Origin of the sequence: Candidatus Erwinia haradaeae (assembly GCF_900698855.1) — a bacterium.
Taxonomy (GTDB): Bacteria; Pseudomonadota; Gammaproteobacteria; order Enterobacterales; family Enterobacteriaceae; genus Erwinia_E; species Erwinia_E haradaeae_F.
The window spans coordinates 383,263-403,870 of record NZ_LR217698.1 but is presented as its reverse complement, the minus strand read 5'-3'; the positions used below and the strand labels follow the sequence as shown (position 1 = coordinate 403,870).

Annotated in this window: 7 protein-coding genes; 3 read left to right on the top strand and 4 right to left on the bottom strand. The window is 28.2% G+C overall.

Annotation, left to right across the window (positions count from 1 at the left end; all coding sequences use genetic code 11):
- The first annotated feature begins 430 nt into the window (after nucleotides 1–430).
- The gene (locus HACICURT3053_RS01140; RefSeq protein ID WP_157991926.1) at nucleotides 431–1,402 is read left to right on the top strand and encodes a polysaccharide deacetylase family protein; all 972 of its coding nucleotides are present in this window, start codon (nucleotides 431–433) and stop codon (nucleotides 1,400–1,402) included.
- 276 nt (nucleotides 1,403–1,678) lie between these two features.
- Here HACICURT3053_RS01140 and pgi read toward each other — a convergent pair whose 3' ends face one another.
- From pgi to mrdA, 4 genes are all read right to left on the bottom strand, one after another.
- A complete protein-coding gene (gene pgi, locus HACICURT3053_RS01135; RefSeq protein ID WP_157991925.1) occupies nucleotides 1,679–3,322 on the bottom strand; it encodes a glucose-6-phosphate isomerase in 1,644 nt (547 codons plus the stop codon).
- Between the two features lie 2,881 nt (nucleotides 3,323–6,203).
- Nucleotides 6,204–7,292, bottom strand: a complete 1,089-nt coding sequence (ychF, locus tag HACICURT3053_RS01130) for a redox-regulated ATPase YchF (protein ID WP_157991924.1) — start codon at nucleotides 7,290–7,292, stop codon at nucleotides 6,204–6,206.
- A gap of 1,523 nt (nucleotides 7,293–8,815) precedes the next feature.
- Nucleotides 8,816–9,931, bottom strand: a complete 1,116-nt coding sequence (mrdB, locus tag HACICURT3053_RS01125; RefSeq protein WP_157991923.1) for a peptidoglycan glycosyltransferase MrdB — start codon at nucleotides 9,929–9,931, stop codon at nucleotides 8,816–8,818.
- 3 nt (nucleotides 9,932–9,934) lie between these two features.
- Nucleotides 9,935–11,860: a peptidoglycan DD-transpeptidase MrdA gene (gene mrdA, locus HACICURT3053_RS01120; protein WP_157991922.1), complete on the bottom strand. Its 1,926-nt coding sequence runs from the start codon at nucleotides 11,858–11,860 to the stop codon at nucleotides 9,935–9,937.
- Nucleotides 11,861–13,858: 1,998 nt separating this feature from the next.
- On the opposite strand from mrdA, the gene tamA reads away from it, so the two are divergent.
- The gene (gene tamA / locus HACICURT3053_RS01115) at nucleotides 13,859–15,604 is read left to right on the top strand and encodes an autotransporter assembly complex protein TamA (RefSeq protein WP_157991921.1); all 1,746 of its coding nucleotides are present in this window, start codon (nucleotides 13,859–13,861) and stop codon (nucleotides 15,602–15,604) included.
- Entirely contained in the window at nucleotides 15,601–19,419 is a 3,819-nt protein-coding gene (gene tamB / locus HACICURT3053_RS01110) for an autotransporter assembly complex protein TamB (RefSeq protein WP_157991920.1), read from the top strand. Before tamA ends, tamB begins: the two co-directional genes overlap by 4 nt.
- The last annotated feature ends 1,189 nt before the right edge of the window (nucleotides 19,420–20,608 follow it).

Genomic DNA, 20,608 nt, shown 5'->3' with positions numbered 1-20,608 from the left:
TGTGAAAAATAACATTATCCTCTAATTAAAAAAATTAAATTACAATAATCATAATATGATATCTCACTATCATAATGTTATTCTGCCTACTTCTACCTATAGAAGTACTATTAATCATCTTAATCACATATAGAGCAATAATAACTTCTTTGTATTTTAACTATCGTTGCATCTATAGACCTTACTTATGTAATCTAAATGACAAATAAAATAAAATGGATCTTATAGACATGATATTAATAATTTTTTAAAATACTGTTACTTAAGATAATAGAATTAGATTCTATTCATAGTCATCAAAATATTCTATATCTTACTCTAATAATATAAAATAACATTTTATTTAAGAAGATATGTAGACTTATTATTAAATAATTTAGCTCTGCATAAAATGATACATAGCACATCTTATCTTAATATCAGAGGAAAAATGAATCTACCAGCATTACTTATTACTGTTGATACAGAAGGTGATAATCTTTGGGATAATCATGACAAAATCATGACAAAAAATGCCTCTTTTTTACCTCGATTTCAAGAGCTATGTGAAAAATATCAATTCAAACCCACTTGGCTTACTAATTATGAAATGGTTATAAATCCTGAATATATTGATTTCTCCAGAAATATTATTAGGCAAAATACAGGAGAAATAGGTATGCATTTACATGCGTGTAATAATCCACCTTTATACGATCTAACAGGAAATGACCAACAACATCAACCTTACCTTATCGAATACCCTGAACAGATTATTCGAGATAAAATTATATATATAACAAACTTATTAGAAGATACTTTACAAATTAAAATGAGATCCCATCGAGCAGGTCGTTGGGCATTTAATATAAAATATGCTCAAATTCTCATAGAACAAGGTTATCAAATAGATTGCTCTGTTACTCCGCGAGTTAACTGGAAACAAACTATCGGAGACCCTCAAGGAAGAGGTGGTACTGATTATCAGGCGTTTCCTGATTATTCGTATTTTATCGATGAAAGAAATATTTCAAAACCCGGAGACTCTACTCTATTAGAAGTTCCAATGAGTATTCAATACAAATACAGTAATTTAATTAACCAACTGAAAATAATATATCATCATTGGCGAGGAAAAGAACACAATCCAGCAGCATACTGGCTCCGTCCTTCTGGAGGGAATGTAAAACAGATGATAGATGTAGTAAAAACATCGCTGAGAAATGGAAGAGACTATGTCGAATTTATGATACATTCCTCTGAATTAATGCCAGGTGGCAGTCCAACATTTAAAACTAAATATGACATTGAAGTACTATATAACGATTTGGAACAATTATTTAACTGGCTCTATCCTCATACAGTAAGTATGACTTTATCAGAATTTTATTCTAAAAAAATAAAATATTGTAAAACAAAATAAAAAATTTTTCTGTGTAATTCTCTTTATAAAAAAGAACCTATTGTTGATTATAATACACAAGCAACCTTAAATTCTTTTAACATAAATATGTGATCATTCACCTTAACTTAATTGCATAATATATCGAAAAAAACTTAATAGAAATAATATCTAAATATTCAGTAATTTTATTGCTTCTTATAAATAGAAAATACTACACATAAAGATCTATAAAAATCTTTGTAAGAAGAAAATTATTAAGAATAGAACACTTTTCACAACACCGTATTTCAAGAGTTAGCGCCAAGACTTATAAGTATTAATAAGTCCGTTAGTTGAACTGTCATGACTCTTAACCTCATTAATATCAGAAAGCTCTAAAAGAATCCGATTAGCTAACTTTTTACCTAATTCAACCCCCCACTGATCAAAGCTAAAAATATTAAGAATGATACCTTGAGTAAAAATCTTATGCTCATATAACGCCATTAACAGACCGAGACTGTAGGGGGTTATGCAACGTATTAGAATTGAATTAGTAGGACGATTTCCCTCTAACCGTTGATAAGGAGAAATATCCTGAAGAAATTTCAAATCTTGTCCAATGTGGACATTATCTCTTTCTGTCATTTTAATTGATTGACCAAAAGCTAAAGCTTCAGTTTGCGCTAAAAAATGTGACATCAGTTTATCATGATGATTGCTAAGTTGATTATGTGAAATAACTGGTGCAATAAAATCACATGGTACTAACTTGGTTCCCTGATGAATTAGTTGATAAAATGCATGCTGACCATTAGTTCCTATATCACCCCAAATAATCGGACCAGTCTGGTAAGAAACCACTTGTCCTGTACGATCAATAGACTTTCCATTTGATTCCATGTTACCTTGCTGAATATATTTAGAAAAATAACGCATATAATAATCATATGGGAAAATCGCCTCAGTTTCTGAGCCAAAAAAATTATTATACCAAATACTAATCAAAGCAAGCAGTATTGGTAAACTTTTTTCGTCTGGTTCATTAAAAAAATGACAATCCATGGCATGAGCACCACTTAAAAAGTGTTCAAAGTTTTCAAATCCAATAGAAAGAATAATAGATAAACCAACTGATGACCACACCGAATAACGACCGCTTACCCAATCCCAGAGTTTAAACATATTATGATTATTAATACCAAACTGATTTACTCCCTTTTCGTTAGAAGATAAAGCGACAAAATGTTTTTCTATATCCTTTTCTTTACCTGATCTTAAAAACCATTCACGCGTATGATAAGCATTGCTCATGGTTTCTTGTGTAGTAAATGTTTTTGATGCAATCAAAAACAAAGTAGTCTGAGGGCTAAGTTCTTTTAATGTTTCAACAATATGAGTTCCATCAATATTAGAAACAAAATGCATCCTAAGATGATTTTTATACGGACGAAGTGCTTCTGTTACCATACGAGGACCAAGATCAGAACCTCCAATGCCAATATTGACTACATCAGTAATAGATTTTCCAGTAAAACCTTTCCATTTACCATCAATAATTGCCTCAGAAAATAATTTCATCTTTACAAGTACATCATTTACCTCAATCATAATATCTTGACCATCAAGAAAGATTGGCGTATTTTTTCGGTTACGTAATGCTATATGTAGAACTGCACGATTTTCAGTACGGTTTATTTTTTTGCTAGAAAACATGGACTGAATTGCACCTCGTACATCAGTTTCTTTCACTAACATTTGTAATTTTTCAAGCGTCTCCTCCGTAATAATATTTTTTGAAAAATCCAGCAACAGTTCCTCTTCAAACTTAATAGAAAAAGAGGTAAAACGTTTAGAATCATGTTTAAAAAGATCAATAATTTTAATATTTTTCATCTTTTTAAAATGTTGTTGTAAATCTTTCCAAGCAGGCGTATCTATTGGATTGATATTTTTCATAAAATCTACTATTATAATTAAGGATCTTAGATTTATACTAATCTAGTAAAATCTTCAACTTTACATCCTTTTCTGTCGTTATGGAAAATTAAAGAAATTATATAATGGAATTTAGACCACAATTAGAAAGATTCTAAAAATCACAAATCCTTTTATAATCTACTTTTCTGTAGATATATTGCCATGATCTAAAATAGAAAATATTTACATACAAAAAAACCAAAATAAACTTATAAAACTATAAAACATTACTATCATTCTTATCTTTTATAAACCATTATTCTATTTTAGATTAAATAATACACTATAAATAATCTTGTCATCACTCTAATCTAGAGATATTTTCTATCAAAATATAATTAAAATAATTTAATCATTTTCATAAAAAATATTCTTTAAAATCGCTACACAAACAGAAACTAAACCTTAAGCTTATGTGATGAAATTATTAAATAATTATGTATATTAAATATTTAATAAAAATTACTATGATAATATATCATTATACAATTGAATGTTTTGCCTTATAGTTAAAATTAGTAAACAATATGCAACTAATCTCAAACTTATTGAGATAAACTAATCTTACTTTTATGTCCATAAAATCAAAACAATAAAAACTCCAAAAGTAGCATTTCTAGTTAATATGAGATACCTAACTAACCATAAGAAATAGATGAAAAACGATATCTTAAGCAATATCTGAAAAAACCAAAAAATTTTGGCATACTTTCCAATATCTATAATCGCCATTACTTAACATAAGTATACTCTAATATTTTTATAGTTTATATCTAAGTTATAAGTCTTACTTAATATAAATCAAGGATCACTGTTAAAATTTTTAGTAAACAGAAACATGTTTCTTTAGAAACTAACGTTGATATTCCGAGCCTTTCTGAAAAAAAATGAGATATGACTATCCTTTTCTAAACAATTCTATGAATAAATTAATGATTAGACAAGTTACTTATCTTATTGTGGTACCTCTAATATCCTTAATTCGATTTCTCAACTATCTCTATTAGCATGAGATAGATATTAGAAAATGTTTCCGATTCTCATCGCATTCCGTAAGTGAATTGTATTAAATATTATGCAGAAAATCCTACATAATATAAGTGGATTACAATTTTCGACAAGACGCTTATTTAACAAATATCGTACACTAAATCTACTAATTACATTATTTTATGAAATGCCGTAATACATTTTTAATATAGGTAATGATTACCAAAAGATTTCTATAAGGCTTCTCTCTTATTAAGAAAAGACCTGATATAAATATCAATACAATGATATTTACTTTTCAATTACGTTTTTATCATCAACGTTCAACTCTTCTCTATAACACAAAAATTATAAAGAAACTATCCAAAAAAAATATATATTCATGTCAAAAACATAAGTTCTAATTTTCTTCTTGCTTCTTAAAAAGATTTAATAGAAGTTAAGAAATAAAACTGAGAAATTTTCTTTTATTCTTGTGAAATCTATTGTGGATATGTCTTAAAATTCGATATCGACTCAGATGATATCAATATAATAAGTGATCTAATACTAAGGCTATCGTATGTAAACTGAAAATCAACTGCCACTTGCTATATATATTATTACTCTACTTTACTAGATAAAATATTGTTTTATATTTAACACCTTAAAATATTTTTGTATACATTCTTATATTAAAGAATCAAGAAATGCTTATTTTATTATAAATAATAACTATAATATTACTTCAATTACTACAATTCTCTACGAACAGAAATATATAGTTATAAACTGCTAGAATGATTTTTATACAAAAACTAAAATACTTCATCTTGTTATAAATGATAATTTCTTTCTAATTTATTGGAAAATTATCAACATAAATCATATTTATAAGATCCTTAAATAAGGTCCCTCTTCATAATAAGCCTGACAATACCATATTAAAACTTTTTTATCTATTATCTTATTTTAATCTATTTTACAAAATATCATTTAATTTATTTCCTTCTCACCACCTTTATATCTCTTCTCTAAAGAGAAGAAATCATCATCAAACATAATACAAAGTAAAAATTTATGAAACATTGGTAACACATAGTCTATTTGATTTCAACTCATAAGAAATATATAAGCTTAACATCTCATTTAGTTTTAAAGATATCATCTTATATTTTTATATCCCCCAAGAATCTTTTCACATAAACTTATTGTTAGTTATGAAAATAAAAATAATAAAATACATTATTATAGATGTAATAATCTAATCTCTCTAATTAATAGATTTTTCGTCCTAAATGTAGAGAAACAGCATAAAAATTTACAATCTCTCTATATTAGAATTAAATACTATTTCCTCTATATATGCATCTTAATCTTATAAGCAATATTTATATATTAAACAAGATCTAATCTTATATCAAAAAACTCAGTTCCTTTCTTTATTATTTAGAAAAATAGACTGACCTATAAAATCAATATATCTATAATATGATTTACCAATTCATTATTTATATTATTGTAATTAACGATACGAAGATTTCTATTATCAGAAAACGATTATTAGATTAATTCTAATTTTTATAATATCAGTATACAATATAATTCATTTTATTTTATAAAAATGACAAAATACATCTTTCTATTTTCATATAAAAAATATAAATTAAAGATAATAAGAATTCATCAATAAAACAATTATTTCTATATTAATTAATATAAGTTATGATCAAAATCTAAGAAACTATTAATTAGAAAACATTATTAATTCATAATTAAGACCATTAAAAACACAAAAAATCATTTATTGAATAAGTCTATTACATTCTCTATTTAAAATCTCTAAGTCCTTATACATTTATAATAATGATCATTCTATTAATAATATATATTATATATTGAACAAAAAATTTATTATATCTCCATCTTGGACAATATAACTTTTTCCTTCTAATCGCATTTTGCCGGATTCTTTGGCGCCTTTATTACCTTTACAAGAAATAAAATCATCAAAAGAAATAACTTGCGCACGAATAAATCCTCTTTCAAAGTCACTATGAATTTTTCCAGCAGCTTGTGAAGCTGTGGATCCAGCTGAAATAGTCCAAGCCCGAACTTCTTTTATACCAGCCGTAAAGTACGTTTGTAATTTTAATAGATCATAACTTTCCTGCGAAATACGATTTAATCCTGTTGTCTTCATGCCTAAAGCGGTCATAAATTCCTGTCGCTCTATCTTTTCCATCTGAGCAAGATCTGATTCAACAACCGCACAGATAGTTACTACTACTGCTTTCTCACTTTTCGCAATTTTATATACAGTGTCTAGATATACATTATTGTTAAAACCACCCTCATTAACGTTAGCAACATACATAGTTGGTTTTAAAGTTAAAAAATTTAAAGAATGAACAATAGACTTATCTTCAATACTCATATCTAAAGAACGTAACATGCCAATATGAGATAAATGGGATAAACATTTTTCAAGGACAACTTTTTCTTTTTCAGTATGTGAAATTCTATTAGATTTTTTCTGTACCTTTTGAAGGGCGCGTTGACACGTATCCAAATCAGATAGGACTAATTCTGTCTGAATTGTTTCAATGTCATCAGCAGGATCAATCTTATTATTTATATGAAGAATATTTTCATCTTCAAAACAGCGTACAACATGTATAATAGCTGCAGTATCTCGAATATAACTTAAAAATTGATTACCAAGCCCTTCTCCTTTCGATGCGCCTTGAACTAAACCGGCAATATCTACGAAATTCATAATAGCAGGTAAAATGCGTCTGGGTTGTACAATTTCAGATAATTGATTTAATCGTGAATCAGGTAAAGGAACCACCCTACTATTAGGTTCAATCGTACAAAAAGGAAAATTATTGGCCTCAACACTCGCTTTAGTTAACGCATTAAATAAAGTAGATTTACCAACATTTGGCATACCAACAATGCCACATTTTAAACTCATAAATTACCTTATACATAACTGTTCTAATAAAGAAATAATGATCAATAGACAAAATTGCATAGTGTGTCATGTATTATATCATCTATAAATATGTATTTTCTGTGAAAACATTATTTCTAAATAATACAATATATAACTTGATGCTATATGTAAATCTAGTGTACATATAAAAAACACTAAAAAATATAAAAACCATCATGTTAATTTTAAAACTATATAAATCATTACATTCATTAAAAATCAACTACTAGAGTTTACAATTTTGAATAAAAAATAATCTCATGTATAATATACGAAAAGTATTGAAATAATTGGATCACTGAATCATCTAAACACTAAACTATGGTATTATTTTATACATGATACAAATCTAATATATTGAATATATACAATAATATCTATCTACAAAATAAAAAAACCAGATTAATTTGATAATCTATATTAAAATTATTAATGAATCAAGCGGTGCCTTATCTATATAAAACCTGAAAATATCAATTCTATTTAAGTAGAAAGACAACGCTACATATGATTATATAGCTATTACTTGACAATACAATATGAAATCACGTGCTCTGAACCACTACATCATACATGAGATGTTATTATATCTTAATAAAACATTAATTCTAGATAGTAGATAAAAATAAATTAAATCATCAATATTAAAACAATATTTGACGCCATTATTAGAATAACAAAGTAAATGTTAAAACATTTGATAGACCATCTTTTCAAAAAAAGAACTTTTAAAGACAGTCAATCACCCCTATATCAATTTGAATTAATTATAAAACATCACAATAAAATTGATTAAAAAATATGAAACTATAATAAATACATTATATCCCTTAGTTGTCACTAAGAAGATGCCAGCCTCTTCCTATTGTTATCTTTTCTTATCACGTTTTTGACATTATGCACTAAATATCACTATAGTTCAAAAAAATAAATTCTCTTGAATTCAATAAAATATTTTATCTAATAATAACTACTCTGATAAATCTTCTATCACTTGTAAACATTTATTAAGAACATTTCTAATTAACCAAAACATGCATTTAATTGAAAATTTAAGAATACAAGTAATATATCTCGTAATTTTAGATATATGTAAATCGTATAAAACTAAAACTGATGCTGAAATCATGTTTTTATCACATGGTTTCTTCTTTAAAAGAAACCAATATAAAAAAACTAAAAATATAATAATTAGAATTAAATAAAACTCGCAATTATCTTCTAAAGATAAATTCTAAAAAAATAAATATCATCACACGTGTTTAATGTACTCAACCTCTTTGCTCATTAACTCATTACTTGATCTTTCTATATTCAAGAAAGTTATTTACATGTATAAACTAACATTAAAACTATGTATCTTCTACAATATTCAGCGCCTCTTAGAGACATTATTTATCATCTAGTAATATTCTTCACACATACTCATTATCCTTATATTCTCTTAAAATATCATGTACTTCTCTAATTGAATTATACATACCAATCTACAATTATAATACTTATAAATTTTTGGATAACATTTTTCTATGTGTATGAATTGACATAATAATACCAAATCCAGCCATTAAAGCAATGAGCGAAGACCCACCGTAACTTACCATAGGTAGCGGAACCCCTACAACTGGTAAAAGACCACTTACCATCCCTATATTAATAAATACATAAACAAAAAAAATTAATACATTACCACCAACCATAACTCGACCAAATGTTGTCTGAGCATGAGCTGCTATCACTAATCCACGTAAAATCAGCAAGACATATAGTAACAGTAAAAATAAAACTCCTACCAATCCCAATTCTTCCGCTAATACAGAAAAAATAAAATCAGTATGACGTTCAGGTAAAAATTCTAATTGAGACTGAGTGCCATGCAACCATCCTTTCCCTGGTAACCCACCAGATCCAATAGCAATCTTTGATTGAATAATATGATAACCAGCTCCTAAAGGGTCGCTTTCAGGACACAACAACATAATAACTCGATTTCTCTGATATTCATGCATTAGACAAAACCATAAAATTGGAACAAATGCTACAACACTTAATACTGATATCATTATTACAGTCCAGCTCATTCCTGATAAAAATAATACTAATAAACCCGATCCAGTAATAAGGATTGAAGTACCTAAATCAGGCTGAGCAAAAACTAACAGTGATGGAATTAAAATAACTATTAATGTAATAATAATATTAATCACCCTAGGGGGACAAATATCACGATTAATAAAGCGTGCCGTCATTAGAGGTACAGTGATTTTAGCTATTTCAGATGGCTGAAATCGTATCATCCCTAGATCTAACCAACGCTGTGCTCCCTGACTGCTTTGACCAAATATTGTTACTGAAATTAATAATATAATAGAGATTGTATATAGAATAGGAGCCCAACTTTCATAAACACGCGGTGAAATTTGAGCCATTATTACCATGACACATAGACCGATTGTAATTTGAATAATCTTTCTTTCCATCACACCTAAATTCTGACCGCTAGCGCTCCACATAACCAATATACTAAATGCTAAAAGCAAAACGATGATAAAAAATAAAATTGGATCAAGATGAATACGATTCCAAGCTTTTTTCCATGATTGCTTGTTTGTTATCATGAATCACTGATCCTCATTGTCTAATCGACCCACACTTACGGTAGGAGACTTCACTTGATGATGACCAAGAATAATATAATCGAAAATTTGACGTGTAATTTTACCAATTTCCGATCCGCTCCCCCCGTTCTCTAAAATTACAGAAATTGCTATACGTGGTTTCATATATGGAGCATAAGCAGTCATAACTTTATGATCGCGAAGACGTTCAGTTAATCCAGTGGCGTTATAAATTTCCGTTTCTTTAAGACCAAATACCTGTGCTGTACCAGATTTAGCAGCAATTTTATACGGTGCATCTGAAAAATACTTACGAGCAGTACCATTAATCTGATTAGCGACATTATACATACCTTCTTTTACTATTTTCCAATATTCACTATTTACGTAAACCATGCCATTACTTGGTAAATCTTGCCATAAAGATGTCTTTTCTCCCCGTATCACCTCCATCAATAGATGGGGTGTTTTCACCATTCCATCATTAATCAGAATCATTAAAGCCTTATTCATTTGAATAGGTGTAGCAGACCAATACCCCTGCCCTATTCCAATCGGAATAGTATCTCCAGGATACCAAGGAATCTTAAAACGTGTAGTTTTCCATTCACGAGTAGGCATAATACCAGGAGACTCTTCTTGTAAATCGATCCCAGTAAGAGAACCATAACCAAACTTTTTCATCCATTGACTAAGACGATTAATTCCCATGTCATATGCAATTTGATAAAAAAAAGTATCAGCAGACTCTGCTATAGATTTGATAATATCAAGATGTCCATGACCTGAATGTTTCCAGTCACGAAATCGTTTGTTTGTTCCCGGCAATTTCCACCATCCAGGATCAAATAAAGTAGTCTGACGTGAAATGATACCAGAACTCAAGGCAGAAATCGCAATATAAGGTTTGACTGTTGAAGCTGGTGGATACGTCCCTTGAATTGCACGATTAATTAAAGGACGATTTTCATCATGAAGTAAAAGGCTATACTTCTGGCTAGAAATGCCTTGTACAAAAAGATTTGGATTATAGCTAGGAGTCGATACCATAGCAAGAACCTCTCCAGTACTAGGATCAGTAACCACTACAGCTGCGCGGCTACCTGCTAGAAGCGTTGCAATATATTGTTGTAATTTTAAGTCAATAGTTAAGTAAATGTCATAACCAGATTGTGGCGCTTTTTCATATAATTGACGAATCACTCGTCCACGATTATTTACTTCAACCTCTTCATACCCCGACTGACCATGTAAAATATCTTCATAGTAACGTTCAATACCTAATTTACCAATGCTGTGAGTTGCTGCATAATTGGACCATATACCTTTTTTTTCAAGACGCTTAATATCAAGATGATTAATTCTTGATACATACCCAAGAACATGGGTCAAAATAGCACCATAAGGATAAAATCTCTGCTGACAACCTACTATAACTACACCATTAAACCGATACTGATTCACTGAAAATCGAGCGATTTGAACTTCAGTTAGATTGGTTTTAAGTACAATTGAAGAAAAATGCCGTAAACGTTTTTTTTCTTTATAAAAAAGATTAAGCTCTTCATGAGTCAAATCAAAAATTGGTTGTAATTGAGATAAAGTTAATGACAAGTTATCAACTTTCTCTGGAACTATTTCCAGTTGATAAATTGTTCGATTAAAAGCAAGTAAAACACCATTACGATCACAAATCATACCTCTTCGTGGAGCTACTGGCACTAATTTGATACGATTGGCATTAGATCGAGTACTATAATCTCGATAACGGATGATTTGAAGTAGATAAAGATTGCTAACTAATACAGATGAGAGAAGTAAAATACCTAAAAAAGAAATTAACTCTCGGCGTACAAACAATTTGCGCTCGGAAGTATAGTCACGAAGAAAGTTGCTTTTCAATTGATTCCACTGCTTCTGTCTATTCACTTAACCTTAAAAATTAAAAGGATATGAAAGGTAATTAGCAATAGCTTGTTTTCTGAAAAAAGATTTTGCTATTAAGTCAGTTTTATCCTGATAAAAAAAACAAAAGACTGCTAGTTATACTTTAATCTAATCGTATTAAAGTAATATATACCCTTATAGTTTATTATGCTTGTAGCAACATGCCTTTGACAAAAATAATCCTAATTACAAAATCTATTATGAGATAGTTTTTATCTCGACATATAATATGTTGATAACTTATTGCATTTCTAAATAATATGTAGCCACTAATATATATAATAATTTCTCATATCCACACCGTTATTCTTATCAGTCAAAATATGAATCAAACTAATTAATATACTATTTCATATAGAAATAGAAAAAGAGATATGCACAATATGTATTCGAATAAAATCTCTAATTAAGTTACACTATACTAGTGGACCCTAATAGCAATAATTAATATTTTCTCTAAAACTTGATTAACTCATACATATAAAATCTATACGATTTCCAATCATATACAAAGTGATATAACAACACCTTATGTCCATATAACGCTCCGTACTTACCTCAAGTAAGTTTGCAATAATAATAAATATCTATCTGATCTCCCCTTTATTAAATACAATAAAATGCTCAGTTTAATGTATGAAAAGATTACTATATACAATTATATAATTAGATTCTGTTTACAGAATCAATGTATATTGTAACTAAAATCTTATAGATGCAGAATCTAATTCTATTAAATCTCCAATAGTTCCCACTTATAACCTAAAATATCTAAACATATTTAAAAAATTAATCTATGAATCAACCGCAAATTATTCATCTTATAAATAACTTATATTATTATTCTAATAATACTAATGTGAGTTATTATTAAATCTGATTAAATCATTGTTGCTCATCTTTTGAAAACCAATATACGTCTACTGAATGCATTTTATCCTTATAAAAAATATGTATCTCGTAATTTAAGGCGAGCATATACATATGTTATCAATCTTTATCTACATAAAACTATATAAAACAAATTATAAAAGTATATATTTATTTCCAGAAAAATATATGATTAATAATCATTAATATAAAAATTATGCACAATAATAAATATAAAATTCCTCTTTATTTTATCATCAGGTTATAATCTTGCATTTTATCAGTAATACTTGACTTACCACGTTATTATAATTATAAAATATGAAAAAATTCCTTATAATACTATCGCTAAAAACACGTTAATTTTAACTATTACAAAATAAATATTTATCTTATTGATTTTCTTATCATTCTAATATTAATCACAATCACGCAATCACATCTTCATTTTAAAAGACCAAAAAAAGAAGACATTGCTAATTAACTACTAAATAAATGAAGACTTAATTTTTTCTGTAAAAACCACTGTACATAAAATCACTTCAATAAACTTTTTATTAAAATAATAACATAAATATCTTATATTAAATCAATTTTTATAAAAACATTCAATCAATTAAAAAAAAGATAATTTATTTTTTTGAGAACAAATAACTAGAACATCGGTTCTAAATTATAATTATATCTATTCCCAAGTTATCACCTATTTCTCAAAGAGAAATAAGACAACTTTGGATAAAATCATTTAATAAATTATTAAAATAAATTTAACGCCAAAAACTGATGTCGTTAGTACGGAACGATTTTTTATCGTATCATATTTAATCTAAGATATTATATAATATCATTTAATTATCTTAAAATAAATCTATAAAGTCTCAATTAAAGATCATTAAATAAAAACTATTTTATGTAGTGTACTGCTTAATATATACTAGATAACACTTCTCATGATATTACCTCTAATAACAAATCTTAGATATTCCATCTACTCCAAAAACTGAAGAAAATTAGACCATATCACCACATAAGTACATCATGATTACTTAGCTATATTTTGACATAAATGAATCTCTTTAGCATTAAACAAAGACAGAATGAGGAGAAAGTGTGCTAAAAACCTATGTCTATTATCTATCTTTCCTACTAATTAACATCTATTCTGCATCTATTCACGCAAAATCAATCAATATTCATGTACTAGGATTATCTGGAGCTCTAAAAAAAAATGTTGAAGAACATTTATCGATAATTAGAATCCAAGAAGTAACTATAAGTAATCGATTTTATGATCGTGTCGAAAAAATAGTTAAAGAAGCCACAAAAGTATTTGGGTATTATGAACCGAAAATTCAAATTTATCTTAATCCAACTAAACAAAAAATAAAAGAGCCTGTACTTATAATTCAAGTCGCACTAGGAGAACCAGTGATCGTTTCTGGCCTTAGAGTAAAGCTACAAGGTGATGCACAAGAAGACCGTGATTATCTTAATCTTATCGCTGATAGACTACCAAAATTAGGTAGTACACTAAATCATAGAGAATATGAAAAATTTAAAAAATCTTTAAATAACTTAGCTTTAGAAAAAGGATATTTTAATGCTAATTACTACAGGAACCAACTAAAAGTATCAGTGCAAAAACATCAAGCATTCTGGGATATTGGGTACAATAGTGGAAAACGTTATCATTTTTCTAAAATTACTTTTACTGGGTCACAACTCCTTAAACAATATTTACAAAATTTAGTACCATTTAAAGAGGGTACCTACTATACCTCACACCATATGGAAGACCTAAGTCGTCGATTATCAGACACTGGCTGGTTTCATTCTGTAATACTTATACCAACACTTGATGAACCAAACCGAGGCGCATTTTTACGATTACATGGTGTTCTTACAGAACGCACCGAGAACACATTTACTACTGGGATTGGCTCCTCAAAAAAGATTGGAATGCATATACGAACCATGTGGAATAAAAATATCATTAATAATCGAGGACATAGTTTTAAAACCATTGCCAACATCTCTTCGCCTGAATGTGAGCTAAAATTTACCTATAAAATACCAATCCTAGAAAACCCACTAGAAAAATATTACTTATTACAAGGTAGTCTAAAACGCATTCATTGGAATGATATTAAGACAGATTCCTCTGTTATAACAACATCACGATACTGGAATGGTACTAACGGCTGGAAAAAATCAATCAATTTACGCTGGAGATTAGAACGATTTACTGAAGATGGCATCACAAATACAGCTATGTTAATTTATCCAAGCATTAGCGTTGACCGAACTCGCTCATACGGAGGGCTGATGCCCACACATGGTTATTCACAACATTATTCAATTGATTTTTCCGATATATCCTGGGGATCTGATATAGATTTTTTAGTATTTAAAATACAAAATTCATGGATTAAAACTATTAAAAAAAGAAATCGATTGATTATACACACAAATTTTGGTTGGATGAAGACTCATCATTTTGAAAAAATTCCACCAGATATGCGCTTCTTTGCCGGAGGAAATCACAGTATCCGTGGTTATAAATACAAGGAACTATCCCCGCGCGATCATAATGGAAAAATCCTTGGTGCTTCAAAGATTATAATAGGTTCACTGGAACATCAATATAATATTAATGGGAAATGGTGGGGCGCAGTTTTTATAGACATGGGTGAAGTCGTGCAGGAGTTTAAAGAGAAAAATATTAAAATAAGTATTGGTTTCGGTATACATTGGAATTCTCCTCTAGGTCCGATTAAACTTGATATTGCACGCCCAGTTAATGATAGAAACCATCATAGGATACAATCCTATGTTGGTTTAGGACCGGAACTATGAAAATATGGAAACGAGGATTTATTTATATACTGATTGTCATCCTGATTTTATTTTTTTTTATGATTTTTTTAATAAAAACGACAAGTGGAGCTAAATTAGTCTTCTTTACGATAGAATGCTACCTTCCGTCTCTTAAGATCCAGACAGTCCAAGGCAGTTTAAGTGACCTAACACTAAAAAGTATTCACTATATAACACAAACCATAGATATTAATATAGACGAATTTCATGTAGAACTATGCCTTACCTCTCTCTTGAAAAGAACTTTATATTTAAAAAATCTAACAATAAAACATGCAAAAATAGTAACAACTCAAACACCTCAATTATTTAGACTAAAGCCTTATCTAGAACAAAGTAATAACACAACTAAAATTAAATACATCAAGTCATTACTCTTTAATCAACTTAATCTTTATAAGATTAATTTAATTATTAATAATACTGAGATTATAATAACAAATTTTACTGGAGGCGCGAGCTGGATCGAGAATAAATTTACACTTAGACCAACCTATATCAATGGATTAAAAATCGTTCTACCAATAATAAAAAAGCAAATACTTAACAACGAGAAAGAACGACAGCACATTAAAGATCTTAAAATTATTTTTCTATTATTTGATGATATATTGAAATCAATATTGAATAAACCTATTCTACCATCTGTGTCGAAGTTAACATTACCTTTTACCATTGACATAGTACAACTGATTTTTAAGAAAATAGAAATTATTGGAAAATATAATATATCTATAAATCATCTTCTGACACAATTTCATACTAACTCTCAATATCTCTATCTAAAACAATTAAGAATTGATTCTCCTTACGGTATATTTAACTCTGAAGGCCAGATAAATCTCATTGATACCTGGCCACTAAAATTCACATTCAATGGTAATTTAACTACACCTTCTCTAAAAAACGAGAAGATCCAAATAATTATAAACGGAAATCTATATCGCTCAATCAAACTAATACTTAATTTATCTGGACCAATCCAAGCAATTCTTCATTTACATGCTCAACTTGCTATTACTGGCATACCTTTTTATATGACATTGGTAAGCCCTAAGATATGTTGGCCCATGCGTGATTCTAAACAATTTCAAGCTAACAACGTCAACTTGATCTTTAAAGGTAAAGCTATTGATTATACCATTGCACTACAAACTAACTTATTAGGGACCAATATTCCACCAACTTCGCTAATCTTACAAGGAAAAGGACATGGTAAACAATTTTTCTTAGATCAATTAAATTTAAATTCCCTATCAGGAACCATAAATTTAGCAGGATGGGTTAATTGGAATAAAGTTATTAATTGGCATAGTCAATTAACCTTATCTGAAGTTAATACAGAACATCAATATCCTACATTAAAAACAAAAATAATGGGTACATTCACCACTAATGGCTATTTCTATAAGAATAGCTGGAAAATTAAAACAATAGATCTAGACCTAAATCTTAAAGGCCAAATACTAGATCAGCCATTAACACTAAATGGTTCTATATTAATCGACAGACCTAGCTTCTTGAATATTCAACATATTCAACTTCTTATTGGTAAAAACATTATTAACCTTCATGGGGTTCTTTCTGAACAATTACATCTTGATATAAATATTGACGGCAAGCATCTACATGATGTCTTTCCTGAACTAAGTGGTAATATATGTGGATCTTTTTATGTTAGAGGAGCTCTACACAAAGCACAGTTATTTACAAAAATGACTATTAGAGCTCTGCAGTGGAAAAACATATATATTGGTCATCTGAATCTCGATAGCATGCTCACCATAAGTGATACAATTCAAGGGCGTATAAACCTTCTTATAGAGAATATAAAAAATAATAATACTATAATTCGCTTATTTCAATTAAAAGCTACAGGAACTTCTACAGAACATGATCTTACTTGTAACCTACAAAGCCAACTAATTTCTTGGAAGTTTTTCGTTCATGGAACTATGAACTTATTAGAGAAAACCTGGAAGGGAGTAGTAAAAAACAGTTTCTTTTCCACTCCAACGGGAGTGTGGAATTTAACACAATCTATTACTGTTAATTATTTTTATCAAACAAATACATTCATGTTCCAACCTTACTTCTGGAATAACTTAAAATCTAATCTATCTATACCAAAAATCACTAACATTGGACAATCTGTTTCCATAAATACTGATATTAATCATTTTAATTTATCAATACTTAATGTGTTTATAGATAGAAAAAGAGAACTAAGAGGAGAACTAAATGGTTCTGCATCTTTGAGTTGGAATATAAATACAGGGTTTCCAGAGGGAAAGGTTTTTTTACAAGGGAAAAAAATTCAAATTGACTATAAAACGCATATAGAAAATTCACCCATAATACTAGATACAGTAACTCTTAATACTCAATTAAAAAATAACTATATGCATATCCAATGGTTAATTCAATTTGCTAATAATGAACAAATAAAGGGAAATATCCAGATCTCTAATCTGGACAAAGACCGTAAACTATCTGGTACACTCGATACCGATCAAATATCAATAAAAATATTAAACCCAATATTGAATATCGATGAACAAATATCTGGAATTTTAAATATGCACCTCCATTTAAGAGGTAACTTAGATTCTCCAGAAATATTCGGGGATCTAAAAATAAAAAATATGATCCTAGATAGTCAAGACATGCCTATTCAAATACAAACATCTAACATGGAAGTGCTCTTTAATGGTAACAAATCTGCAATCAAAGGAATAATTCAAACCAAAAAAGGCGATCTGATTATGCATGGATATTCTACTTGGAATAATCTAAATAATTGGTATATAAATATTAAAATAAAAGGGAAAAACATCCGTGTAACAATGCCATCAATACTATATATGGATATATCCCCAGAGCTCGTTCTCGAAAGAACGCGAAATCTAATAATTTTAACGGGTCATATCAATATACCGAAGGCACATTTTCTTATTCAAGATAAACCAAAAGACAGCATTAATGCCTCTCCTGATGAAATACTTTTAGATAAAAACTTTCAACCATTAACATCCCAATCAATTAGTATGCCTATAACTAGTAATATCAATATTCATTTTGGAAAGAATGTAACTCTTTCCACCTATGGTTTGCAAGCTGCAATAAACGGTGATTTAAAAATACTAAAAGATAAACATAACACAAATCTCACTGGTCAAATTAATATTCCATCTGGTCGTTTCTATGCATACACTCAAGATCTGAACATACGAAAGGGAGAGCTAAAATTTTCTAAATTCCTAGATCAACCATATCTATATATTGAAGCAATTCGTAATCCAAAAAAAACTAAAGATAACATAATAGCTGGAGTACGAGTAACAGGCCTAGCTAATGATCCTAAAATAGAGGTATTTTCTGAACCGAAACATACACAGGAAGAAACTTTATCTTATTTGTTACATGGACAAAAATTAAGCGCTATAAATCATAGGAATTATTCGCTAACCTCAATATTAGTAGACCTAGGGCTAGCTCAAAGCGAAAAAATTATAGATCAGATTGGTCGAAGCTTAAGACTTAGTAATCTTGCACTAGATACCATCGGAGTAGGTAGTCAACAAAAAATAGAAGTAAGTGCTAATGTGCTCCCTAATTTACAGATAAAATATGGTATTGGAGTGTTTGATCCATTATCAATATTCACAGTACGCTACCAACTTATGCCGACATTTTATATAGAAGCAATGGCTAGTATTGACCAAGAAATGGATATGCTGTACCAATTTAATTTTCAGACTGAAGATAATAATGAAAATACTCATCGTGATTAATACATTTAACCATTCTATTTTAATAAACTACTTAAGACTTATTAAGAATTCAGTGAACTAATCTCTCTTTTCTTGCTCATACATCTATTAATATGTAATAGATCAATCTGACATTAATACATTACAATATGTTATATATTATCTTTTTACACAATTTTTAATATTATTTAATCTTCAAATTATATACTAACATGTTATTTTGTGTATAAAACTAATCATTATTCCGTTATACAACCTATTGATTTGATTAATATTCTTGTGCAACAATCCATATTATTTATATCAATTGATTTGTACAGTAATAAAGTTTTTATCTATAGAATATCTTAATGGACCCTCAGTATTCATTAAAAAATAAAATTATCATTTTTCTGAATTAAAAAACAAATAAAAAAACCAGAAGAAAAAATGAAAATAACAATACTTATTGTATTAGAAATAATACAATCTTACAAAAAATTTTTAATAAATAAAATTCTACTATATTTATCTTTTATCTATTAATGATAGTATAAGATAAATATTTAAATTAAAAATTTTTATTAGAACTAATAATTATAAAAAATGAATAATTCAAATAATCTAGATTTTCATAACACACTATCTATCAATAAATAATATAAATAAACTTAATGAAATATAATCTTTTTTAAAAAATAAAAACAATCTCTTATATGATTAAACGTCTTTCATAGAAGAATTTGAAAAATAAAAAATAAAAAAAATAATTTTCTTATTATAATTAATAGTGAAAACAGAACTTTCTGTAAACAAACTATAAATCAAGAACATTGCATTTAAGATTCTACTTATCAGAGATAAGCTTCTTTAGATAAGATATAACATTCTACTGATTTTGTATCTCTCTCAATATTTGGTATATTACCTTAATAAGTTATTATTGTCTTTAATTAAATTAATTACATCAAAGAGAATGATCATACTAAAAATACAGAAATAAAAAATTTTTTAATACGCGCTTATTTTATTATACCGTAATACCATCAGGGTATAATAAATATGCCAATTCAAACCTGAATCTTACCAAGATAATTCATTCATTAAGTTATAGATATCAAAAAAATGAATGTAAATAGATGCACACTTAATGTTTGTTATTAAAAATCTCACTTTTTTGGCAGAATACAATCAAAAAATCTTACTATTACGTATATATTATTAACAATAT

Bases quoted from the DNA above. Each gene is read 5' to 3' on its own strand.
- HACICURT3053_RS01140 (WP_157991926.1), top strand. From the start codon at position 431: ATGAATCTACCAGCATTACTTATTACTGTTGATACAGAAGGTGATAAT.
- pgi (WP_157991925.1), bottom strand. From the start codon at position 3,322: ATGAAAAATATCAATCCAATAGATACGCCTGCTTGGAAAGATTTACAA.
- ychF (WP_157991924.1), bottom strand. From the start codon at position 7,292: ATGAGTTTAAAATGTGGCATTGTTGGTATGCCAAATGTTGGTAAATCT.
- mrdB (WP_157991923.1), bottom strand. From the start codon at position 9,931: ATGATAACAAACAAGCAATCATGGAAAAAAGCTTGGAATCGTATTCAT.
- tamB (WP_157991920.1), top strand. From the start codon at position 15,601: ATGAAAATATGGAAACGAGGATTTATTTATATACTGATTGTCATCCTG.